Below are 21,329 nucleotides of genomic sequence, written 5' to 3'. Positions count from 1 at the left end.
GGCAACACGCTCGGGAATTCGTTCGTTTCCTACGCGGCAATGCGCCCAAGTTTGGCCGAAACGTCGTTATCTCTGTGCTGAACCTGTCGCTAGACTCGGGGCTTCCCCAGGAGATTGATCTCATGCACGAGTACTTGAGTCCCGGCCGCTTCATCGATAGTGACCACCCCTCGGTGGTGGAGTTCGCCGAAAAACACCGCGGCAGCAGTCGTGACCCGCTCGAGCAGGCGATCAACCTCTATTACGCCGTGCGCGAGGCGGTGCGCTACAACCCTTACACGTTCAGCCGCGACCCAGAGACCTTACGCGGCAGTTATGCGCTGGCCACCAGGGAAAGCTACTGTGTTCCCAAAGCCACGTTGCTGGCCGGTGCCGCGCGACATTGCGCGATTCCCGCGCGCATCGGCCTGGCGGATGTGCGCAATCACCTGTCGACCCCGCGCTTGCTTGAACTGCTCAAAAGCGATGTGTTCGCAATGCACGGCTACACCGAGCTGTATCTGAACGACCGCTGGGTCAAGGCCACGCCGGCGTTCAATCAACAACTCTGTGAATTGTTCAATGTCGCGCCGCTGGAATTCGACGGGATCAACGACAGTGTCTTTCATCCGTTCAATCGCGATGGCGCGCAGTTGATGGAGTACCTGGTCGATCACGGCCAGTTCACCGATGTGCCGGAAGCGTTCTTTTTCGAGCACCTGGAGAAATGCTACCCGCACCTGTTCAGCGACACATTGCCGGCCCTGCTGGGGGATATGCAGAGCGATTTGAGTCGCGCCTGATCCGGCGTATGCTGCCTGCCCACTTATCGAAAAAGAGGCGGTCATGCTGAAGATCTGGGGTCGTAAAAACTCGTCGAATGTCAGAAAGCCTTTGTGGGCCGCCGAAGAGCTGGGACTGGCCTACGAGGCCATCGATGCGGGCGGCGCCTTTGGTGTCGTCGATACGCCGGAGTATCGGGCGATGAACCCCAACGGTCGCATTCCGGTGATCGAGGATGACGGCTTTGTCCTGTGGGAATCCAACGCCATCGTGCGTTACTTGATGGCCCGACATGCCGACGGCAGTCCCTGGTATCCGGCGGATCTAAAAGCCCGCGCGACGGCCGACAAGTGGATGGACTGGACCACTTCAAGTCTTGCCGGTCCGTTCCGCACCGTATTCTGGGGCGTGATGCGCACTTCGGCAGACAAGCAGGACTGGTCGGCCATCAACGCCGCAATCAAAGAATGCACTGAGCTGCTGTCGATGGCCGATCAAGCGCTTGCCGCCAAACCGTACTTGTCCGGCGATGAAATCGGCATGGGCGACATTCCCCTCGGCAGTTTTATTTATGCCTGGTTCGAGATGCCGATCGAGCGCGCGCCGCAGCCGCACCTCGAAGCCTGGTATGCCCGTTTGAAACAGCGTCCGGCGTATCAAAAAGCCGTTATGACCGCGTTGACTTAATACTCACTATCGACACACTTGACTGTACTTGTGTGGCGGCGACAAGCACCATTGCGCTCATGTGCCGTGGTTGTTCCAGTCGCCGCCGGCCGTCTTTCATCCCTTTCTTCCTTCTTGGTGCGTAATCCGATATGAGTTCCGCTCTGTCCATCCGGCAGCTAACCAAAACCTACGGCAACGGTTTCCAGGCCCTGAGTGGTATCGATCTGGACGTTGCCGAAGGTGACTTCTTCGCCTTGCTCGGCCCTAACGGCGCCGGCAAATCCACGACCATCGGCATTCTCTCGACCCTGGTGAACAAGACCAGCGGAACGGTGAATATCTTCGGTCACGACCTGGACAAAAATCCTGCGCAGCTCAAGCGCTCCATCGGCGTAGTGCCCCAGGAATTCAACTTCAACCAGTTCGAAAAGACCTTCGACATCGTCGTGACCCAGGCCGGTTATTACGGCATCCCGCCGAAAATCGCCAAGGAGCGCGCCGAGCAATACCTGACCCAACTCGGCCTGTGGGACAAACGCGATGTGCCGTCGCGGTCACTGTCCGGCGGTATGAAGCGTCGACTAATGATCGCCCGTGCGCTGGTTCACGAACCGCGCCTGCTGATCCTCGACGAACCGACGGCGGGTGTGGACATCGAACTGCGTCGCTCGATGTGGACCTTCCTCACCGAGCTGAACCAGAAAGGCATCACCATCATCCTCACCACGCACTACCTGGAAGAGGCTGAGCAGTTGTGCCGCAATATCGGCATCATCGACCACGGCACCATTGTCGAAAACACCAGCATGAAACAGTTGCTCAGCCAACTGCATGTGGAAACCTTCCTGCTCGACACCAAGAACACCCTGACCAGTGCGCCGCAGTTGCTCGGTTACCCGACCCGTCTGCTGGATAGCCACACGCTGGAGGTCCAGGTCGACAAAGCCATGGGCATCACCGCGCTGTTTACTCAACTGGCGCAGCAAAACATCGAAGTGCTGAGCCTGCGCAACAAAACCAATCGCCTTGAGGAGTTGTTCGTGTCCCTGGTGGAGAAAAATCTGTCGAAGGTGGCGGTATGAGTTCCGAGCTGCAACCCAACCTCGTTGCCCTCAATACCATCGTTTACCGTGAGGTCCGGCGCTTTACCCGAATCTGGCCACAGACGCTGCTGCCGCCGGCCATCACCATGGTTCTGTACTTCGTGATCTTCGGCAATCTGATCGGCAAGCAGATTGGTGGCATGGGTGGCTTCACCTACATGGAGTACATCGTGCCAGGGCTGATCATGATGTCGGTGATCACCAACTCCTACGGCAACGTGGTGTCGAGTTTCTTCGGCAGCAAGTTCCAGCGCTCCATCGAAGAACTGATGGTGTCGCCGGTGTCCCCGCATACGATTCTGATCGGCTACACCCTGGGCGGCGTGCTGCGTGGGCTGATGGTCGGGATCATCGTGACGATACTGTCGCTGTTCTTCACCGATTTGCAGGTGCATCACCTGGGTGTGACCGTTCTGGTGGTGGTGCTGACGGCGACAATTTTCTCGCTGCTGGGCTTCATCAACGCCGTGTTTGCGCGCAACTTCGATGACATCTCGATCATCCCGACGTTCGTGCTGACACCGCTGACTTACCTGGGCGGGGTGTTTTACTCGATTTCCCTGTTGCCACCGTTCTGGCAGACCGTGTCCCTGGCGAACCCGGTGTTGCACATGGTCAACGCCTTCCGATACGGCATCCTTGGCGTTTCGGACATCAAGATCAGCATCGCGATCACCTTCATGCTGGTGGCGACGATTGTGTTGTATGTCGGTTGTGCACGGTTGCTGGTGAGTGGGCGCGGGATGCGTACCTGATTCAAGATCGCGTCGCCCCTTCGCGAGCAAGCCCGCTCCCACTTTGACCGAGTTCTTTTAGAGGAATGCGGTCAAAAGTGGGAGCGGGCTTGCTCGCGAAGGCGCCAGCACAAACACCGCATAAAAAAACGGCCTCCACACTGGAGGCCGTTTTGCATTTCTACATCCGGTTTTTCTTGCGCCGCTTCCACTGCCGCGCCACCCACCAGCGCCAGTACATCATGGTCAGGAAGTAGCCGAGCGCCCCCAGCACCAGCCCCGTCACCACCGATCCCAGCAAAAACGGCTGCCATAACGTCGACAATTCGCCGCTGACCCATTCCCACGACAATGAGTCGGGCAACTGGCGAGTGGGCACATCCAGCAACCAGGCGCCAGTCTGGTACGTGCAGAAAAACACTGCCGGCATGGTAATCGGATTGGTCAGCCAGACCAGGCTCACCGCAATCGGCATGTTGCCCCGCACCATGATCGCCAGCACCGCGGCCAGCAGCATTTGCATCGGGATCGGCAAAAACGCCGCGAACAGGCCGACCGCCATCGCTCGGGCAACGGAGTGGCGGTTGAGGTGCCAGAGGTTGGGGTCATGCAGCAGGGTGCCGAGGAAGCGTAAGGATTTGTGTTCCCTGATGCTGGTCGGGTCTGGCATGTAGCGTTTGAATAAGCGCCGGGGCATAAGGCTTCTCGGTCGGTTAAGGCGGCAAGTATGTCTGGATTCTACGAACCGCCCATTCAGACTTTGTGACAATTGATAACGGCGCTGGTGCGGTTGACCAGCTATGCCTAGGTGGGGACTCTCAAGGATGAGTGTATGCGCACTGGGATGTTGGCGCTGGCGCTGGGTCTGTTGATCCTGCGTTTTTTACCGGTTTTACCGCCGGTCTGGTTATGGATGTTGCTGCCACTGTCGGCTTTGATGCTGTTGCCGTTTCGGACGTATCCGTTGGCGTTTTTCCTGTTCGGCTTCAGTTGGGCGTGCGCGAATGCGCAGTGGGCGCTGGATGATCGGCTGGCACCAAAACTCGACGGCGAAACCCGTTGGGTTGAAGGGCGGGTAACGGGGTTATCGCAAAATGCCGACGGCGTGGTGAGATTCGAACTGACGGACAGTCAATCAAGACGGACGAAGCTGCCCAGGCGTTTGCGCCTGGCCTGGTATGGCGGGCCGCCGGTCAGCAGCGGCGAACGCTGGCGACTGGCGGTCAAGTTGAAGCGTCCTGCCGGGCTGCTCAATCCGCATGCCTTCGATTACGACGCCTGGTTGCTGGCTCAACGCATCGGCGCAACCGGCACGGTCAAGGACGGTGAGCGACTTGCCGAAGCCCGATGGGCCTGGCGCGACGGCATCCGCCAGCGTTTACTCGAGGTCGATGCCCAGGGCCGAACCGCAGCATTGACCGCGCTGGTACTGGGCGATGGCGCCGGGCTGAGCCGTGAGGAGTGGCAGGTGCTGCAAGACACCGGCACCGTGCATCTGCTGGTGATTTCCGGGCAGCACATCGGCATGTTGGCAGGGCTGGTCTACTTGCTGATCGCCGGGTTGGCGCGTTTTGGCCTGTGGCCAGGCCGTTTACCGTGGCTGCCATGGGCATGCGGGCTGGCGTTCTCGGCGGCGCTGGCTTACGGGCTACTGGCCGGCTTCGACGTTCCGGTGCAACGCGCCTGCGTGATGATCGGTCTGGTGCTGCTGTGGCGGCTGCGTTTTCGTCACCTCGGCGCCTGGTGGCCGCTGTTGCTGGCGCTCAACGGCGTTTTGTTGCTGGATCCGTTGGCCAGTCTGCAACCGGGTTTCTGGTTGTCCTTCGCCGCCGTGGCGGTGTTGATCTTCACCTTTGGCGGGCGGCTAGGCCCCTGGCGGTGGTGGCAAACCTGGACTCGGGCTCAATGGTTGATCGCAATAGGCCTGTGCCCGTTGTTGATGGTGCTTGGCTTGCCAATCAGTCTCAGCGGGCCGTTGGTCAATTTGCTGGCGGTGCCCTGGATCAGCCTGGTGGTGTTGCCGCCAGCCTTGCTCGGGACATTGTTGTTGCCCGTCCCGTATGTCGGCGAAGGGTTGCTGTGGCTGGCGGGCGGTTTGATCGACGGGATGTTCAAGGCGCTGACAATGATGGCCGGGCAATTGCCCGCGTGGGTGCCGGTGGCGGTTCCGTGGTGGAGTTGGGCGCTGGGCACGTTGGGCGCCTTCCTGCTGTTGTTGCCGCGAGGTGTGCCTCTGCGCCCATTGGGGTGGCCGCTGATGTTGTTGCTGGTGTTTGCGCCTCGACCGCTGTTGCCGGCAGGCATGGCCGATGTCTGGCAACTGGACGTGGGCCAAGGCTTGGCCATCCTGGTGCGGACCCGCCATTACACGCTGTTGTATGACGCCGGTCCGCGTTTCGGCGATATGGACATGGGGGAGCGGGTGGTGCTGCCGTCGTTGCGCAAACTCGGGGTAAGGGGCCTCGACCTGATGCTGATCAGTCACGCCGATGCCGATCACGCCGGCGGTGCGCGAGCCGTGGCCAATGGCCTGCCGGTCAAACAGATACTCAGTGGCGATCCCGAGGGTTTGCCGGCCGAACTGCAAGCCCAAGGCTGTGAAAGCGGCCGGCAATGGAACTGGGACGGGGTGAACTTCCAACTCTGGCAATGGGCATCAGCCCATGACAGCAATCAGAAGTCCTGCGTTTTGCAAATAGAAGCCAGCGGCGAGCGACTGTTGCTGACCGGGGATATCGACATCGCTGCCGAGCGGGCCTTGTTGGAGAGTCCGCTGGCGGTGGTCACTGATTGGTTGCAGTCACCGCACCACGGCAGCCGCAGTTCCTCATCAATGGCCCTGTTGAGCGTGTTGCAACCCAAGGCAGTATTGATCTCCCGTGGTCAGGGCAATTCCTTTGGCCACCCGCACCCCACGGTCGTGGCCCGCTATCAAAAACGCGGCATGACGATTTACGACAGCGCCGAGCACGGTGCCATTCATTTGCAGCTCGGGCTTTTTCAGCCACCGTGGACGATGCGTCTGGACCGGCGTTTCTGGCGCGATCCACCGCCCGTCAATAAATAGCCGAGAGTTATCAAAGCCCGACCGGATGCGACATCACGGTCTTCGGTGCGCCGACCCCCTATGTTAGAGTGGCGCACTTTTTCGAGGGGACTGTCACTGTGTGGGAATTGGTCAAATCCGGCGGCTGGATGATGCTGCCGATCATTCTGAGTTCCATCGCGGCCATGGCAATCGTCGCCGAGCGTCTGTGGACCCTGCGTGCCAGCCGCGTGACGCCCGAGCACTTGCTCGGCCAGGTCTGGGTCTGGATCAAGGACAAACAGCTCAATAAAGAAAAACTCAAGGAACTGCGCGCCAACTCTCCGTTGGGCGAGATCCTCGCGGCGGGCCTGGCCAACTCCAAACATGGTCGCGAGATCATGAAAGAGTGCATTGAAGAGGCCGCCTCTCGGGTCATCCATGAACTGGAGCGCTACATCAGCGCCCTGGGTACCATTGCCGCGATGGCCCCGTTGCTCGGGTTGCTCGGCACGGTGCTGGGCATGATCGATATCTTCAGTTCGTTCATGGGCACGGGCATGACCACCAACGCCGCCGTGCTGGCCGGTGGTATTTCCAAAGCCCTGATCACCACGGCGTCGGGCCTGATCGTGGGTATCCCGGCGGTCTTCTTCCACCGGTTCCTGCAACGGCGTATCGATGAGCTGGTGGTGGGGATGGAGCAGGAAGCGATCAAGCTGGTTGAAGTGGTGCAGGGCGATCGTGACGTGGACCTGTCCGAGGGCAAAAAAGCGTGAAATTCCGCCGCAAGCAACGGGAGAACGTGGACATCAATCTCGTGTCGCTGATCGACGTGGTGTTTGTCCTGCTGCTGTTTTTCGTTGTGACCACCACCTTTACCCGAGAAACCCAGTTGCGCGTCGAACTGCCGGAAGCGGTCAGCGGCGCGCCGTCTGAAGATAAGCAGGCCAAGCAACTGGACATTACGATCAACGCTGAAGGCGTGTTCTCGGTGAACAATCGGGTCCTGCCCAAGAGCGACCTGGCGACCGTGATGGACGCGCTGCAAAAAGAATCCAACGGCGACACCAACCTGCCGCTGTCCATCAGCGCTGACGGCAAGACTCAGCATCAGTCGGTCATTACCGCCATGGACGCCGCCGGCAAGCTCGGTTTCAGCCACTTGCGCATGACCACTGTCGAGGCGGCGCCCGCGCCCTGATGGCCATGTCCGATCGCTTGCTCGCCGCGTGGTACGAAGGTCATCCGGCCCTGAAGCTGTTGCAGCCACTGGAGTGGCTGTATCGGCGGGTGGTCATGAACAAGCGCAAGCGATTCCTGGCGGGTGAGGGCGAGATCTATCAACCGCCCGTGCCGTTGATCGTGGTCGGCAATATCACCGTGGGCGGTACCGGCAAAACGCCACTGATTCTGTGGATGATCCAGCATTGCCAGCGCAGCGGCTTGCGGGTGGGCGTGGTCAGTCGTGGTTACGGCGCCAAGCCACCTCAGCTGCCGTGGCGGGTCGAAGCCGACCAAAGCGCCGACGTGGCGGGCGACGAGCCCCTGTTGATCGTCCAGCGCACCGGCGTGCCGTTGATGATCGACCCGGACCGCAGCAGCGCGGTGAAAGCGCTGTTGGCGAGCGAGCCGCTGGACCTGATCCTCTCCGATGACGGTATGCAGCATTACCGCCTGGCCCGCGACCTCGAATTGGTGTTGATCGACGCCGCCCGAGGCCTGGGTAATCAGCGTTGCCTGCCGGCCGGACCGTTGCGCGAGCCAGTCGAACGCTTGCAAAGCGTCGATGCGGTGCTCTACAACGGCGCCGCGCAGGATCGCGACGGCGGGTTCGCGTTCCAGCTGCAACCGACCGCCCTGATCAATTTGCTGAGCGGTGAACGGCGTCCCCTCGACCACTTTCCCGCAGGTCAGGCGGTGCACGCCGTGGCCGGGATCGGCAATCCGCAGCGTTTCTTCACCACCCTTGAAACGCTACACTGCAAACCTGTTCCGCATGCGTTTGCCGACCACGCCGAATACAGCGTGCAGGCCTTGAATTTCACACCGTCATTGCCGTTGGTGATGACTGAAAAGGACGCGGTGAAGTGCCGTGCCTTCGCCGCCGCCGATTGGTGGTACCTGGCGGTCGATGCTGTGCCATCGCCGGCCTTCGTGGCCTGGTTCGATACGCAGCTGATGCGCCTGTTGCCGGCTCGTCTTTTGCCTTAACTCCGTTTTATCCAGGGAATGCTCATGGACACCAAATTGCTCGACATCCTCGCTTGCCCGGTCTGCAAAGGCCCACTCAAGCTCAGCGCCGACAAGACCGAGCTGATCAGCAAGGGCGCCGGCCTCGCGTACCCGATTCGCGACGGCATCCCGGTGATGCTCGAAACCGAAGCGCGCACCCTGACCACCGACGAGCGTCTGGATAAATGACCACAGCCTTTACCGTTGTCATTCCATCGCGCTATGCCTCGACCCGTTTGCCGGGCAAACCGCTGCTGCTGATCGCGGGCAAGCCGATGATCCAGCATGTCTGGGAACAGGCGAGCAAAAGCAGCGCCCAGCGCGTGGTGGTTGCCACTGACGATGCGCGCATTGTCGAGGCCTGCAACGGCTTCGGCGCTGAAGTGGTGCTGACCCGCGAAGACCACAATTCCGGCACCGACCGACTGGCCGAAGTCGCCGCGAAGCTGGGTCTGGCGCCCGACGCCATTGTGGTCAACGTCCAGGGTGACGAGCCGCTGATCCCGCCGAGCGTGATCGATCAGGTCGCGGCTAACCTGGCGGCCCACACCGAAGCGCGCATGGCCACCCTGGCCGAGCCGATCGAAGACGTGGAAACCCTGTTCAACCCCAACGTGGTCAAGGTCGTCAGCGACCTTAATGGTCTGGCGCTGACCTTCAGTCGCTCGACCTTGCCGTGGGCCCGGGACGCGTTCGCCAAAAGCCGCGAACAGTTGCCGGAAGGCGTGCCGTATCGTCGCCACATCGGCATTTATGCCTACCGTGCCGGTTTCCTGCATGACTTCGTCAGCTGGGGCCCGTGCTGGCTGGAAAACACCGAATCCCTGGAACAACTGCGTGCCCTGTGGCACGGCGTGCGGATTCACGTCGCCGACGCGTTGATCGCACCGCCAACCGGGGTCGACACCGTTGAAGACCTTGAGCGCGTTCGTCGCCTGCTGGAGGCCTGATGCGCGTTCTGTTCGTGTGCCTGGGCAATATCTGCCGTTCCCCAACGGCCGAAGGTGTGCTGCGGCACAAACTGCGCGAAGCGGGGCTGGCCGACCAGATTGAAGTCGCCTCCGCCGGCATCGGTGACTGGCATGTCGGCAAGGCGCCGGATAAACGCAGCCAGGCCGCGGCCAACCTGCGCGGCTACGACCTGTCCGCCCAGCGCGCCCAGCAAGTCACCCGCGCCGATTTCGCCACCTACGACCTGATCCTGGCGATGGACAACAGCAACCTGCGTGACCTCAAGGCCTTGCAACCGGTCAAGGGCAAGGCCGAGCTGGACCTGTTCCTGCGTCGCTACCAGTCGGAACTCGATGAAGTGCCGGACCCGTACTGCGACGGCGACCAGGGCTTCGAGCAGGTGCTGGACCTGATCGAGCGCGCCAGTGACTTGCTGGTGATCGAATTGAAGGGACGGTTATGAGTTTGCAGGTTCAATCACAGGTATCGCTCAGGCCGTTCAACAGCTTTGGTGTCGACGTCCAGGCTCGCCTGTTCGCCGAGGCCCATAGCGATGCCGACGTGCGTGAGGCCTTGGCCTACGCCGCACAGCATGACGTTCCGTTGCTGGTGATTGGCGGCGGCAGCAATCTGCTGCTGACCTCCGACATCCAGTCGCTGGTGCTGCGCATGGCCACGCGCGGGATTCGCATCCTCAGTGATGATGGCAGCAAAGTCGTGATCGAAGCCGAGGCCGGCGAGCCGTGGCATCCGTTCGTGCAACATACCTTGGCGCAGGGTTTGTCGGGCCTGGAAAACCTCAGCCTGATCCCCGGCACCGTCGGTGCGGCGCCGATGCAGAACATCGGTGCGTACGGGGTCGAGATCAAAGACGTGTTCGCCGGCCTGACCGCGCTGGATCGCCAGACCGGCGAGCTGCGGGACTTCACCTTGGCTGAGTGCAACTTTGCTTACCGCGACAGCCTGTTCAAGCAGGAGCCGGGTCGCTGGTTGATCTTGCGCGTTCGTTTCACCCTCGACCGCGCCGCGCACCTGCACCTGGAATACGGCCCGGTGCGCCAGCGCCTGACCGAGCAAGGCATCGAGCAGCCGACGGCCACGGATGTCAGCCAGGCGATTTGCAGTATCCGCAATGAAAAGCTCCCGGACCCGGCCGTGTTGGGCAATGCCGGCAGCTTCTTCAAAAATCCGTTGGTGCCGGCGGCGCTGGTCGCCCGGCTCAAGGGCGAATACCCGGATCTGGTGGCGTATGCGCAACCCGATGGGCAAATGAAACTGGCGGCGGGCTGGTTGATCGAGCGAGCAGGGTGGAAAGGTTTCCGTGACGCGGATGCAGGCGTGCATAAGTTACAGGCGCTGGTGCTGGTCAACTATGGCAGTGCCACGGGACTGCAATTGCTCAGCCTGGCTCAGCGAATCCAGAAAGACATTTCAGAACGATTCCACGTCGATCTGGAAATGGAGCCCAATCAGTATTGAAGCTAAGCTTTCAGGACTGATCTCAAAGCCCTGCACACTTCCACTGTGCAGGGCTTTTTTGTTAATGCTGGGTTAACTTAGCCACCTAACGATGCAAGCATTTGCTCCATCAAAGGCCCGGTGCAGACATTCCCATCGCACAAGAGAGCCTCTTTAGCCTGAGTTGATCTGCGTGTCACGAACCAAGATTTCACGGCAGATTGCTCGACCCCATAACCGATACACCTATGCGGGCGTGCCCATGATTACCCTGAAACTCAACGGTCAAGATCATCAACTGGATGTCACCGAGGACATGCCGCTGCTCTGGGCCATTCGCGATGTGGCCGGTTACAACGGCACCAAATTCGGCTGCGGCATGGGCCTGTGCGGCGCGTGCACGATTCACATCGACGGATCGCCGGCGCGCAGTTGCATCACCCCGATTGGCTCGGTGGTCGGGCAGAACGTCACCACCATCGACAACCTGCACGCCGATCCGGTCGGGCAAGTGGTTCAGCAAGCGTGGCTCGACACCGCGGTGGCCCAGTGCGGTTTCTGCCAGGGCGGGCAGATCATGTCCGCCACGGCGCTGCTCAAGACCAACCCGAATCCCACCGACGCGCAAATCGAAGAGGCGATGGTCGGCAACATTTGCCGCTGCGGGACGTACAACCGCATCAAGACCGCCATTCGTCAGGCCTCCACTCACTTGAAGGAGGCCAAGGCATGAGCCAGTTACCGAATGATTTTGCCCTGAGCAACCTCAGTAACTTGAGTCGACGCGGTTTCCTCAAAGGGGTCGGCGCGACCAGTGCCTTGGTGCTGGCGGCCAGTTGGGGCTGGCAGGACGTGTTTGCCGAAGAAGCATCGAAGAAGTTCGGCGCCGACGGCATGCCACACGGCGCGATTGATGATCCCAAGGTTTACGTCAGCATCGCCGCCGATGGCACGGTGACCGTGATCTGCAACCGTTCGGAAATGGGCCAGGGTGTACGCACCAGCCTGACGATGGTGGTGGCCGATGAACTGGACGCTGACTGGGCGATGGTGAAGGTGCAACAGGCGCCGGGCGACGAAGTGCGTTTCGGCAACCAGGACACCGACGGTTCGCGCAGCATGCGTCACTGGTACGAGCCGATGCGCCGCTGCGGTGCCGCCGCGCGAACCATGCTGGAGCAGGCCGCTGCCGAGCAGTGGAAAGTCCCCGTCGCCGAGTGCCATGCGCAACTGCACAAAGTCATCCATAAACCGTCCGGTCGTGAATTGGGCTACGGCGCATTAGCCGCCGCAGCCGGTGCGCTGGCGGTGCCCGCGCGTGACAGCGTTCGTCTCAAGGACCCGTCGCAGTTTCGCTATATCGGCAAGGAAGGCACCAAGGCCATCGACGGTGCCGACATCGTCAACGGCCGCGCCATTTATGGGGCTGACGTGCATTTCGACGGCATGCTCTACGCCACCATTGCGCGTCCGGCGGTGTACGGCGGCAAGGTCAAATCCGTCGACTCCAGCGCCGCGTTGAAAGTCCCCGGCGTGATCAAGGTCCTGCAGATCGAAGGCAGCCCGCTGCCGTCCGAATTTCAACCGTTGGGCGGTGTGGCCGTGGTGGCTAGCAACACCTGGGCGGCGATCAAGGGCCGCGAGGCGCTGAAGATCGAATGGGATGACGGCCCGAACGCCAGTTATGACTCGATTGCCTATCGCAAGGAGCTGGAAGCCGCGTCCCTCAAACCCGGCAAAGTGGTGCGCAATACCGGCAGCATCGACGAAGCGATGAAGAGCGCCGACAGCACCCTCGAAGCGTCCTATTACCTGCCTCACCTGGCGCAGGCGCCTATGGAACCGATGGTCGCCATTGCACGCTTCAAGGACGGCGTCTGCGAAGCCTGGGGACCAAGTCAGGCGCCGCAGGTCACCCGTACACGAATCGGCGAGCGCCTGGGCGTTCCGTTCGATAACGTGACGTTCAACGTGACCTTGCTGGGTGGCGGTTTTGGTCGCAAATCCAAACCTGACTTCATCACTGAAGCGGCGATCCTTGCCAAAGAGTTCCCCGGCAAGGCCGTGCGGGTGCAATGGACCCGTGAAGACGACATCCATTGTTCCTATTTCCACACCGTGTCGGTCGAGTACCTCAACGCCAGCCTGAACAAGGACGGCCTGCCGTCCGGTTGGCTGCACCGTACCGTGGCGCCCAGCATCACCGCGCTGTTTGCACCGGGAATGAACCACGAGGCGGCGTTTGAGCTGGGCATGGGGTTCACCAACATGGCTTATGCGATTCCCAATGTGCGCCTGGAAAACCCGGAGGCGACGGTGCATACCCGCGTCGGCTGGTATCGCTCGGTGTCGAACATCCCGCATGGCTTTGCGATTCAGAGCTTTGTCGATGAGCTGGCGCACAAGGCCGGTCAAGATCCGCTGAAGTACCAGATCAAGTTGCTCGGTCCGGACCGTCAGATCGACCCGCGCACGTTGAGTGAAGAGTGGAACTACGGCGAATCCCCCGAGCGCTATCCGATCGATACCGGCCGCCTGCGCACGGTGCTGGAAACTGCCGCCAAAGCCGCGGGTTGGGGGCGTGAAATGCCCAAGGGCCGAGGCCTGGGGCTGGCGGTACATTACAGTTTCGTCACCTATGTGGCGGCGGTTATCGAAGTCGAAGTCAAAGATGACGGCACGTTGATCGTGCACAAGGCTGACATCGCCGTGGATTGCGGGCCGCAGATCAACCCCGAGCGCATCCGCTCGCAGTTCGAGGGCGCCTGCGTCATGGGCCTGGGCAATGCGGTGCTGGGGGAAATCAGCTTCAAGGACGGCAAGGTCCAGCAGGACAACTTCCACATGTACGAAGTGGCGCGCATGTCGCTGGCGCCCAAGGAAGTCGCGGTGCATCTGGTCACTCCGCCAGGCGTTGTGCCCTTGGGCGGTGTCGGTGAGCCAGGCGTGCCACCGATTGCGCCGGCGCTGTGCAACGCGATATTCGCCGCCACCGGCAAACGCATCCGCAACCTGCCGGTTCGCTATCAGCTGCAAGGTTGGCAGAAGGCGCAAGCGTGATGGACAGCGTCGATCTGAACGTCCTGCGCAGCGTGCTCGAATGGCGCCGCGCCGGTCAGCGGGTGGTGCTGTACAGCGTGGTCCAGACCTGGGGCACCGCACCTCGGGCGCCTGGCGCCATGTTGGCGTTGCGTGAAGATGGTGTGGTGATCGGTTCAGTGTCGGGCGGTTGTGTTGAGGATGACCTGATTGCCCGGCTGCACGATGGGCGTATCCCGGCGGATGGGCCGCCGGTGCAGTTGATCACCTACGGCGTCACTCGCGAGGAGGCTGCGCGGTTTGGTTTGCCCTGCGGCGGTACGTTGCGCCTGACCGAGGAGCGGGTCGGCGATCCGCATTGGCTCGCCGAATTGCTGGCGCGCTGTGAGGCCCATGAAATTGTCGCTCGTTCGCTTGATATTGCGACCGGTGAGGTGGTTGTACAGGCAGCGAACAAGGCCGATGTACTGAGTTTTGATGGCCACACGTTGCGTGCGATTTATGGTCCACGTTGGCGCTTGTTGCTGATCGGCGCGGGGCAATTGTCCCGTTATGTCGCCGAGATGGCGCGGTTGCTGGATTTCGAAGTGTTGATCTGCGATCCACGCACCGAGTTTGTGTACGGTTGGGAAGAGCAGCACGGCCGTTTTGTCTCGGGCATGCCGGATGAGGCGGTGCTGAACATTCAGACTGACGAACGCACGGCCATCGTCGCCCTGACGCACGATCCTCGCCTGGATGACATGGCGCTGCTCACGGCTTTGGACTCCAAGGCCTTTTATGTGGGCGCGCTGGGTTCCCGGGTCAACAGCCTGAAGCGCCGGGAAAACCTCGCCGAACTGGGCTTGTCGGCACAGGCTATCGAGCGTTTGCATGGCCCGATCGGGTTGCACATTGGCAGTCATAGCCCGGCGGAAATCGCCTTGTCACTGATGGCGGAGATTGTCGCGATCAAGAACGGCGTCGAACTCAAGCAAAAGAAGCCGCTGCAGGAGGTGGTATGAGTGAACCCATCGGCGTCATCGTGCTGGCGGCGGGGCAGGGCAGTCGTTTTCGTCAGGTGGCGGGGGCTGAGAAAGACAAGTTGTTGGCCGACTGCGTGGGGCGCGACGGCGCGGTTCGTTCGGTGATCGAGCAGGTGTTGGTGAGCTTGCCGGCTTCTCTGGGTAAACGCGTGCTGGTGACGACTGAAAATCGCCCGCAGGTGATTCGTATGGCTCAAGCGTATGGCTGCGAGATTGTGTTGATCGACACGACGGGCATGGGCGACAGCATTGCGGCGGGTGTGGCGGCGTGTTCGCAGTGCAGTGGCTGGTTGATTGTGCTGGGGGATATGCCGTTTATCCTGCCTTCGACGGTTGAGAGCGTGCTGGCGGGTGTGGCTGATGATGCGATCGGTGTACCGGTGCTGGAGGGGGAGTTTGGGCATCCGGTGGGGTTTGGTCGCAGCTTTGGACCGGGGTTGATGGGGTTGTCGGGTGATCGAGGGGCCAAGCCGCTGTTTGCGCAAGGCAGGGTAGTTGAGGTGGTGGTGGATGATCCCGGAGTGCTGTGGGACGTCGATGTGCCAGAATCACTGACATTCAGACCTGCATAAATCCAATGTGGGAGCGGGCTTGCTCGCGAATGCGGTGGATCAGCCAACAAAAATGTTGAATGAGAGACCGCATTCGCGAGCAAGCCCGCTCCCACAGGGGATTTGCGGTGATGTTCAGAGAGGCATAAAAAAGCCCCGCCTGGGTGACCAGGCGGGGCTTTTAATGGCCTAGGAATCAGACGAGAGGTTTAGGCTCGTGCTCTTTTTCCTGGGCTTGTTCGTGTTGCTCTACGGCTTCCTGAACGGAGCGCGGAGCTTCTTCGATGACCGACTCGGCAGGTGCCGCTTCGACCACTTCAGCAACAACCGGAGCGGGTTCGGCAGCAGCAGGCGCTTCAACCGGTGCAGCAGCGGCAGCCAGTTCGGCTTCCTTCTGCAGACGCTCGGCTTCACGCTTGCGACGACGCACTTCTCGTGGATCGTTTGGCGCACGACCGTTTTCGGTCAGGGCGCTGGCAGGGGCGGCTTCGACCACCGGTGCAGCCACTTCGGCAACAACCGGAGCCGGTGCTTCAACAACTGGAGCAGGTTCGGCAGCCACAACCACTGGCTCGGAAACCATCGCTTCAGCCACTTCAGCTTCAGCCACCGGTGCAGGCGCTTCAACAGCAACCGGCTCGGCAACCCAGTTGAACGCGGTTTGTTCTTCACGAACTTCGCGGACAGCTTCGGTCACGGTTTCGGTGACGGTTTCGGCAGCAGGCTCGGCAGCAACCACTGGCTCGGCGGCGACAGCCGCTTCAGCCACCGGTTGGACTTCTTCACGAACGAACGCTTCACGAACAAACGCTTCACGAACCGGAGCCACTTCGATTTCCGGAGCGGCAGTCGCTTCGACCGGAGTCGTTGCTTCAACCACTGGCGCTTCAACCGGAGCAGTTTCCTGAACAGCCGCCGTGGCGAGTTCAGCTTGCTCGTGAGCTTGTGCTTCAGCCGGTGCGCTGATCACGGTGCTGGCAACGGCTGCGGTAACAGCCAGGCCTGCGGCCAGATCAGAAGTGCTTGGGGCTTCGCGGCCTTCGGCACTTTCGTTACCTTCATTACCTTCGCCAGATTCGGATTCTTCCGAACCTTCGATCACGTTGCCGTTGGCATCGCGTTGACGCTCGCGACGGTTGCTGCGACGACGCTGGCCACGGGAGCGGCGGCGTGGACGATCGCCTTCGGCGCCTTCCTGGCCGTCTTCCTGTAACTGCTCTTCGTTGGAGGTCAGCTCTTCTTCAGCAACGGCGGCTGCGGCTTGTTCTGTACGTGGCTGACGTTCTTCACGCGGTGGGCGTGGAGCGCGTTCTTCACGTGGCTGGCGAGCCGGGCGCTCTTCAGCGGTAGCGGCAGCATCGGCCGGAACAGCATCCAGAGGTTCGCGCAATTCACGAACCGGACGCTCTTCACGATCACCGCGTGGCTTGCGGTCTTCGCGTGGAGCGCGCGGTGCACGTTCTTCGCGAGGGGCGCGTGGTGCGCGCTCTTCACGTGGTGCGCGTTCTTCACGTGGCGCACGTTCTTCGCGGGCTACGGCCGGGGTTTCTTCGCGGGCTTCGCGTGGCTCACGGGGTGCGCGCTCTTCACGCGGTGCACGTTCCTCACGAGGCTTGCGTTCTTCATCGCGGCGACCATTACGGTTGCGGCTCTGCTGACGACCGTTGCGACGCTCTTCGTTACGCGGCGCACGCTCGGTGGTCGCTGGTTTTTCAACCACAACCGGAGCGGCAGGCTCTTCCTTGGTCGCGAACAGGCTGACCAGCGACTTCACCAGGCCTTTGAACAGGCTTGGCTCAGGCGCGGCAACCGGTGCGACCACTGGCGCAGCAGCGACGACTTCGGTCGGAACCGGAGCGTTGGCCCGGGCCGGAGCAGTCTTGACCGCAGCTTCCTGGCGAACCAGGGTACGGGTCGCAGCGGCTGGCTGGACTTCTTCGACTTCGGCAGCGGCAGCAGCGATTTCGTAGCTGGACTGATTGATGCTGGCTTCCGGGCTGTCATCGCGCAGACGCTGAACTTCGAAGTGCGGCGTTTCGAGGTGATCGTTCGGCAGAATGACGATGCGGGCACGGGTGCGCAGTTCGATCTTGGTGATCGAGTTGCGTTTTTCGTTGAGCAGGAACGCGGCAACCGGAATCGGCACTTGTGCGCGGACTTCGGCGGTGCGGTCTTTCAGGGCTTCTTCTTCGATCAGGCGCAGGATCGCCAGCGACAGCGATTCAACGTCACGGATGATGCCGGTGCCGTTGCAACGCGGGCAAACAATGCCGCTGCTTTCGCCCAGCGATGGACGCAGGCGCTGACGTGACATTTCCAGCAGGCCGAAGCGCGAGATGCGACCGACTTGCACGCGAGCGCGGTCGGCTTCCAGGCATTCGCGGACTTTCTCTTCCACGGCGCGCTGGTTCTTGGCAGGGGTCATGTCGATGAAGTCGATGACGATCAGGCCGCCGATGTCGCGCAAGCGCAACTGACGGGCGATTTCTTCGGCGGCTTCAAGGTTGGTCTGCAGGGCGGTTTCTTCGATGTCGCTGCCTTTGGTGGCGCGCGCCGAGTTGATGTCGATGGACACCAGGGCTTCGGTCGGATCGATAACGATGGAACCGCCGGAAGGCAGTTCAACGACGCGCTGGAAAGCGGTCTCGATCTGGCTTTCGATCTGGAAACGGTTGAACAGCGGAACGCTGTCTTCGTACAGCTTGATCTTGCTGGCGTACTGCGGCATCACCTGGCGGATGAAGGTCAGGGCTTCGTCCTGGGCTTCAACGCTGTCGATCAGCACTTCGCCGATGTCCTGGCGCAGGTAATCGCGGATGGCGCGGATGATCACGTTGCTTTCCTGGTAGATCAGGAATGGCGCGGAACGATCCAGCGACGCTTCTTTGATGGCGGTCCAGAGTTGCAGCAGGTAATCGAGGTCCCACTGCATTTCTTCGCTGCTGCGGCCAAGGCCGGCAGTGCGCACGATCAGACCCATGTCGGCCGGGGCAACCAGACCGTTCAGGGCTTCACGCAATTCGTTGCGCTCTTCACCTTCGATGCGACGGGAGATGCCGCCGGCACGCGGGTTGTTCGGCATCAGAACGAGGTAACGACCGGCCAGGCTGATGAAGGTGGTCAGGGCTGCGCCCTTGTTGCCACGTTCTTCTTTTTCGACCTGAACGATGACTTCCTGGCCTTCGCTCAGGACGTCCTTGATGTTGACGCGGCCTTCTGGGGCTTTCTTGAAGTATTCGCGGGAGATTTCTTTGAGGGGCAGGAAGCCGTGGCGCTCGGAGCCGAAATCGACAAAGGCAGCCTCAAGGCTTGGTTCGATGCGAGTAATCCGGCCTTTATAGATGTTGGCCTTCTTCTGCTCGCGTGCACCGGATTCGATGTCCAGGTCGTAGAGGCGTTGGCCATCTACCAGTGCAACACGCAACTCTTCGGGTTGAGTTGCGTTAATCAGCATTCTTTTCATGTAGTACCGTCGGTTTCCGGGCTGCCGGAAACGGCGTTCGGCACACACGACTTCTCACGGTCGGTGTCAGGTGCGTCAGGAGTGGTTGGCCACTCCAGTGTCTAGCGAACCCCGACCAATTGGGCCGGTGTCGCGACGTACGCGTCCTGCTTGCTGTGGCTACTTAAGCACTCAGTCAGGAGGAGGAATCAACCAGCGGCTGTGGACGAGATGAAGCGTCTTGATAAAGCCTATTGCTACACAGTCCAGCGGTTGTGCATCTCCACCCTACACGTATCCCTGATAATTCGGGTGCTGCCGCGCGCAGAATCCGCAGCGGGTTGGCATTTACCGTGAGCTCCGAAGGGGGAGGTCACGCATCATGGCTAATTTAGGCGTTGTTTCCGAAGCGTTCGCTCAGGGTCGTTCGCGGCTGACTGCACTTTGTGAACTGGCCGTGAATATTGGCTCGCAAGGCGAGTTAAAACTCTGCTTTGCGGCTTGATTCAGGCCTCATGTCACCTGCGCTCGTTACAGCTGCAAACTCCACCGTTACGTAGCGAAAGCCCCGTAGGACGGCCTCGCGTCCTGGTGAATTGCGTTGGTCAGGGCCGGTTTTTGACCGTTGGTCCGCTGTCCAGGCCGCTTTTGGCGGCGTTCGCGACTATAGCAGCAATGATTAAGTGCTTCAATTCCATAAAAAATTGTTATCATCCGCGCCATGACGACTACAACCCCTTCGACCCCAGCCGTACAACTGCTGGAGGTCTCGCCGGAATATGCCGGCCAACGTATTGATAATTTCCTTCTCGCTCGGCTCAAAGGCGTGCCCAAGACCTTGATTTACCGCATTTTGCGCAAAGGCGAAGTACGTGTGAACAAAGGTCGGATCAAGCCCGAATACAAGCTGCAGGCGGGCGATATCGTGCGCGTGCCGCCGGTTCGCGTGCCTGAGCGCGACGAGCCGGTGCCACTGGCCCAGGGCCTGCTGCAACGCCTCGAAGCTTCGATTGTCTTCGAAGACAAAGCGCTGATCGTGATCAACAAGCCTTGCGGCATCGCAGTCCATGGCGGCAGCGGTCTGACCTATGGGGTAATCGAAGCCTTTCGTCAGTTGCGTCCCGATTGCAAGGAGCTCGAACTGGTTCACCGTCTCGACCGTGATACCTCCGGGCTGCTGATGATCGCCAAGAAGCGCAGCATGTTGCGCCACTTGCACACGGCATTGCGCGGCGATGGCGTCGATAAACGCTATATGGCGCTGGTCCGTGGTAACTGGGCGGCCTCGATCAAGCAGGTCCGCGCGTCGCTGGGCAAGAGCAATCTGCGCTCCGGCGAGCGCATGGTCGAGGTCGACGAGGAGGAGGGCAAGGAGTCGGTGACCGTGTTCAAGGTCCTGCGCCGCTTCGGCGACTTTGCCACCCTGATCGAAGCCAAGCCGATCACCGGCCGCACTCACCAGATTCGCGTTCATACCCTGCACGCCGGGCATTGCATCGCCGGTGATACCAAGTATGGCGACGAAGGTTTCAGCAAGGAAATCCGCGATCTGGGCGGCAAGCGCCTGTTTCTGCACGCCTACATGCTGACCGTGCCGCTGCCGGATGGTAGTGAGCTGAAATTGCAGGCGCCTGTGGATGAGATGTGGTCCAAGACCGTGGAGCGACTGAGTGCGCCAATCTGATTACAAGCTGCTGATTTTCGATTGGGATGGCACGTTGGCCGACTCCATTGGTCGGATTGTGGAGGCGATGCATGTCGCCTCCGAGCGCTGCGGATTTCAGTTGCGTGATGATTTTGCCGTCAAGGGCATCATCGGTCTGGGTTTGCCGGAAGCGATTCGCACCCTGTATCCCGAGATTGGCGATAACGAACTTGTAGCGTTCCGTCAGCACTATGCCGATCACTACATTGCCGCCGAGGCCGTGCCTTCGCCGTTGTTCGAAGGTGTTGTCGAGTCGATGGAGGCGTTTCGTGCCGAGGGTTATCATTTGGCTGTTGCGACCGGCAAGGCCCGTCGCGGGCTGGATCGGGTGCTGAAATCGCACGGCTGGGAAGATTATTTCGATATCACTCGCGCCGCCGACGAAACCGCCAGCAAGCCGCATCCGCTGATGCTTGAGCAGATTCTCAGGCATTGCGAGGTCCGCCCCGAGCAGGCACTGATGGTGGGCGATTCGTCCTTCGACTTGCAGATGGCGCGCAACGCCGGCATGGACTCGGTGGCTGTCAGCTACGGCGCGCAATCGATCGAGGCGTTGAAGTTGTTCGGGCCGGCACTGGCCATTGATCGTTTTTCAGAATTGCATGCCTGGCTGAGTCAGCGGGCTTAACA

At 60.8% G+C, this 21,329-nt stretch carries 20 protein-coding genes; 18 read left to right on the top strand and 2 right to left on the bottom strand.

The window, feature by feature from the left end:
* The first annotated feature begins 122 nt into the window (after positions 1–122).
* The 4 genes from EAH78_RS09725 to EAH78_RS09710 all read left to right on the top strand — a co-directional run bounded on the left by EAH78_RS09725 (position 123) and on the right by EAH78_RS09710 (position 3,289).
* Positions 123–782: a transglutaminase-like domain-containing protein gene (locus EAH78_RS09725; RefSeq protein ID WP_140667358.1), complete on the top strand. Its 660-nt coding sequence runs from the start codon at positions 123–125 to the stop codon at positions 780–782.
* A 43-nt stretch (positions 783–825) separates the two neighbouring features.
* Positions 826–1,449, top strand: coding sequence for a glutathione S-transferase family protein (locus EAH78_RS09720; RefSeq protein ID WP_140667357.1), 624 nt, complete (start codon positions 826–828; stop codon positions 1,447–1,449).
* Between the two features lie 131 nt (positions 1,450–1,580).
* Complete coding sequence (locus EAH78_RS09715) at positions 1,581–2,513, top strand: ABC transporter ATP-binding protein (RefSeq protein WP_140667356.1); 933 nt, start codon at positions 1,581–1,583, stop codon at positions 2,511–2,513.
* The gene (locus EAH78_RS09710) at positions 2,510–3,289 is read left to right on the top strand and encodes an ABC transporter permease (RefSeq protein WP_140667355.1); all 780 of its coding nucleotides are present in this window, start codon (positions 2,510–2,512) and stop codon (positions 3,287–3,289) included. Before EAH78_RS09715 ends, EAH78_RS09710 begins: the two co-directional genes overlap by 4 nt.
* A 160-nt stretch (positions 3,290–3,449) precedes the next feature.
* On the opposite strand, the gene EAH78_RS09705 is transcribed toward EAH78_RS09710, so the two are convergent.
* On the bottom strand, positions 3,450–3,965 hold the full coding sequence (locus EAH78_RS09705; protein ID WP_140667354.1) for a DUF2062 domain-containing protein: 516 nt from the start codon (positions 3,963–3,965) through the stop codon (positions 3,450–3,452).
* A 135-nt stretch (positions 3,966–4,100) separates the two neighbouring features.
* On the opposite strand from EAH78_RS09705, the gene EAH78_RS09700 reads away from it, so the two are divergent.
* The 12 genes from EAH78_RS09700 to EAH78_RS09645 all read left to right on the top strand — a co-directional run bounded on the left by EAH78_RS09700 (position 4,101) and on the right by EAH78_RS09645 (position 15,573).
* A complete protein-coding gene (locus tag EAH78_RS09700) occupies positions 4,101–6,335 on the top strand; it encodes a DNA internalization-related competence protein ComEC/Rec2 (RefSeq protein ID WP_140667353.1) in 2,235 nt (744 codons plus the stop codon).
* Positions 6,336–6,433: 98 nt separating this feature from the next.
* The gene (locus EAH78_RS09695; RefSeq protein ID WP_170219112.1) at positions 6,434–7,072 is read left to right on the top strand and encodes a MotA/TolQ/ExbB proton channel family protein; all 639 of its coding nucleotides are present in this window, start codon (positions 6,434–6,436) and stop codon (positions 7,070–7,072) included.
* Positions 7,069–7,497, top strand: coding sequence for an ExbD/TolR family protein (locus tag EAH78_RS09690; RefSeq protein ID WP_140667351.1), 429 nt, complete (start codon positions 7,069–7,071; stop codon positions 7,495–7,497). The genes EAH78_RS09695 and EAH78_RS09690 overlap by 4 nt, the downstream gene beginning before the upstream one ends.
* Positions 7,497–8,507, top strand: a complete 1,011-nt coding sequence (gene lpxK / locus EAH78_RS09685) for a tetraacyldisaccharide 4'-kinase (RefSeq protein ID WP_140667350.1) — start codon at positions 7,497–7,499, stop codon at positions 8,505–8,507. The genes EAH78_RS09690 and lpxK overlap by 1 nt, the downstream gene beginning before the upstream one ends.
* A 24-nt stretch (positions 8,508–8,531) precedes the next feature.
* Positions 8,532–8,717, top strand: coding sequence for a Trm112 family protein (locus EAH78_RS09680; protein ID WP_007945752.1), 186 nt, complete (start codon positions 8,532–8,534; stop codon positions 8,715–8,717).
* The gene (kdsB, locus tag EAH78_RS09675; RefSeq protein WP_140667349.1) at positions 8,714–9,478 is read left to right on the top strand and encodes a 3-deoxy-manno-octulosonate cytidylyltransferase; all 765 of its coding nucleotides are present in this window, start codon (positions 8,714–8,716) and stop codon (positions 9,476–9,478) included. The genes EAH78_RS09680 and kdsB overlap by 4 nt, the downstream gene beginning before the upstream one ends.
* Entirely contained in the window at positions 9,478–9,942 is a 465-nt protein-coding gene (locus EAH78_RS09670; protein WP_140667348.1) for a low molecular weight protein-tyrosine-phosphatase, read from the top strand. Before kdsB ends, EAH78_RS09670 begins: the two co-directional genes overlap by 1 nt.
* Positions 9,939–10,958, top strand: a complete 1,020-nt coding sequence (gene murB, locus EAH78_RS09665) for a UDP-N-acetylmuramate dehydrogenase (protein ID WP_140667347.1) — start codon at positions 9,939–9,941, stop codon at positions 10,956–10,958. Before EAH78_RS09670 ends, murB begins: the two co-directional genes overlap by 4 nt.
* 241 nt (positions 10,959–11,199) lie before the next feature.
* Positions 11,200–11,670, top strand: coding sequence for a (2Fe-2S)-binding protein (locus EAH78_RS09660; RefSeq protein ID WP_140667346.1), 471 nt, complete (start codon positions 11,200–11,202; stop codon positions 11,668–11,670).
* Positions 11,667–13,997 (top strand): xanthine dehydrogenase family protein molybdopterin-binding subunit, encoded by a 2,331-nt coding sequence (locus EAH78_RS09655; RefSeq protein ID WP_140667345.1) that lies wholly within the window; start codon positions 11,667–11,669, stop codon positions 13,995–13,997. Before EAH78_RS09660 ends, EAH78_RS09655 begins: the two co-directional genes overlap by 4 nt.
* Positions 13,997–14,980, top strand: a complete 984-nt coding sequence (locus tag EAH78_RS09650) for an XdhC family protein (RefSeq protein ID WP_140667344.1) — start codon at positions 13,997–13,999, stop codon at positions 14,978–14,980. The genes EAH78_RS09655 and EAH78_RS09650 overlap by 1 nt, the downstream gene beginning before the upstream one ends.
* Positions 14,977–15,573: a nucleotidyltransferase family protein gene (locus EAH78_RS09645; protein ID WP_140667343.1), complete on the top strand. Its 597-nt coding sequence runs from the start codon at positions 14,977–14,979 to the stop codon at positions 15,571–15,573. The genes EAH78_RS09650 and EAH78_RS09645 overlap by 4 nt, the downstream gene beginning before the upstream one ends.
* A gap of 175 nt (positions 15,574–15,748) precedes the next feature.
* Here the strand turns inward: EAH78_RS09645 and rne are convergent, their stop codons facing one another.
* Complete coding sequence (gene rne, locus EAH78_RS09635; protein ID WP_140667342.1) at positions 15,749–19,015, bottom strand: ribonuclease E; 3,267 nt, start codon at positions 19,013–19,015, stop codon at positions 15,749–15,751.
* Positions 19,016–19,715: 700 nt separating this feature from the next.
* Between rne and rluC the strand changes: the two genes are divergently transcribed.
* Positions 19,716–20,678: a 23S rRNA pseudouridine(955/2504/2580) synthase RluC gene (gene rluC / locus EAH78_RS09630; protein WP_140667341.1), complete on the top strand. Its 963-nt coding sequence runs from the start codon at positions 19,716–19,718 to the stop codon at positions 20,676–20,678.
* A complete protein-coding gene (locus EAH78_RS09625) occupies positions 20,665–21,327 on the top strand; it encodes an HAD-IA family hydrolase (RefSeq protein WP_140667340.1) in 663 nt (220 codons plus the stop codon). The genes rluC and EAH78_RS09625 overlap by 14 nt, the downstream gene beginning before the upstream one ends.
* The last annotated feature ends 2 nt before the right edge of the window (positions 21,328–21,329 follow it).

This window comes from Pseudomonas arsenicoxydans (genome assembly GCF_006438915.1).
In the GTDB taxonomy this organism is placed as follows: domain Bacteria; phylum Pseudomonadota; class Gammaproteobacteria; order Pseudomonadales; family Pseudomonadaceae; genus Aquipseudomonas; species Aquipseudomonas arsenicoxydans_A.
This window is presented reverse-complemented; position numbering and strand designations above follow the sequence as displayed.

What these genes read in the sequence shown, in the direction of transcription:
- EAH78_RS09725 (WP_140667358.1), top strand. Translation starts at nt 123, where the DNA reads ATGCACGAGTACTTGAGTCCCGGCCGCTTCATCGATAGTGACCACCCC.
- EAH78_RS09720 (WP_140667357.1), top strand. Translation starts at nt 826, where the DNA reads ATGCTGAAGATCTGGGGTCGTAAAAACTCGTCGAATGTCAGAAAGCCT.
- EAH78_RS09715 (WP_140667356.1), top strand. Translation starts at nt 1,581, where the DNA reads ATGAGTTCCGCTCTGTCCATCCGGCAGCTAACCAAAACCTACGGCAAC.
- EAH78_RS09710 (WP_140667355.1), top strand. Translation starts at nt 2,510, where the DNA reads ATGAGTTCCGAGCTGCAACCCAACCTCGTTGCCCTCAATACCATCGTT.
- EAH78_RS09705 (WP_140667354.1), bottom strand. Translation starts at nt 3,965, where the DNA reads ATGCCCCGGCGCTTATTCAAACGCTACATGCCAGACCCGACCAGCATC.
- EAH78_RS09700 (WP_140667353.1), top strand. Translation starts at nt 4,101, where the DNA reads ATGCGCACTGGGATGTTGGCGCTGGCGCTGGGTCTGTTGATCCTGCGT.
- lpxK (WP_140667350.1), top strand. Translation starts at nt 7,497, where the DNA reads ATGGCCATGTCCGATCGCTTGCTCGCCGCGTGGTACGAAGGTCATCCG.
- EAH78_RS09680 (WP_007945752.1), top strand. Translation starts at nt 8,532, where the DNA reads ATGGACACCAAATTGCTCGACATCCTCGCTTGCCCGGTCTGCAAAGGC.
- kdsB (WP_140667349.1), top strand. Translation starts at nt 8,714, where the DNA reads ATGACCACAGCCTTTACCGTTGTCATTCCATCGCGCTATGCCTCGACC.
- EAH78_RS09670 (WP_140667348.1), top strand. Translation starts at nt 9,478, where the DNA reads ATGCGCGTTCTGTTCGTGTGCCTGGGCAATATCTGCCGTTCCCCAACG.
- murB (WP_140667347.1), top strand. Translation starts at nt 9,939, where the DNA reads ATGAGTTTGCAGGTTCAATCACAGGTATCGCTCAGGCCGTTCAACAGC.
- EAH78_RS09660 (WP_140667346.1), top strand. Translation starts at nt 11,200, where the DNA reads ATGATTACCCTGAAACTCAACGGTCAAGATCATCAACTGGATGTCACC.
- EAH78_RS09655 (WP_140667345.1), top strand. Translation starts at nt 11,667, where the DNA reads ATGAGCCAGTTACCGAATGATTTTGCCCTGAGCAACCTCAGTAACTTG.
- EAH78_RS09650 (WP_140667344.1), top strand. Translation starts at nt 13,997, where the DNA reads ATGGACAGCGTCGATCTGAACGTCCTGCGCAGCGTGCTCGAATGGCGC.
- EAH78_RS09645 (WP_140667343.1), top strand. Translation starts at nt 14,977, where the DNA reads ATGAGTGAACCCATCGGCGTCATCGTGCTGGCGGCGGGGCAGGGCAGT.
- rne (WP_140667342.1), bottom strand. Translation starts at nt 19,015, where the DNA reads ATGAAAAGAATGCTGATTAACGCAACTCAACCCGAAGAGTTGCGTGTT.
- rluC (WP_140667341.1), top strand. Translation starts at nt 19,716, where the DNA reads ATGACGACTACAACCCCTTCGACCCCAGCCGTACAACTGCTGGAGGTC.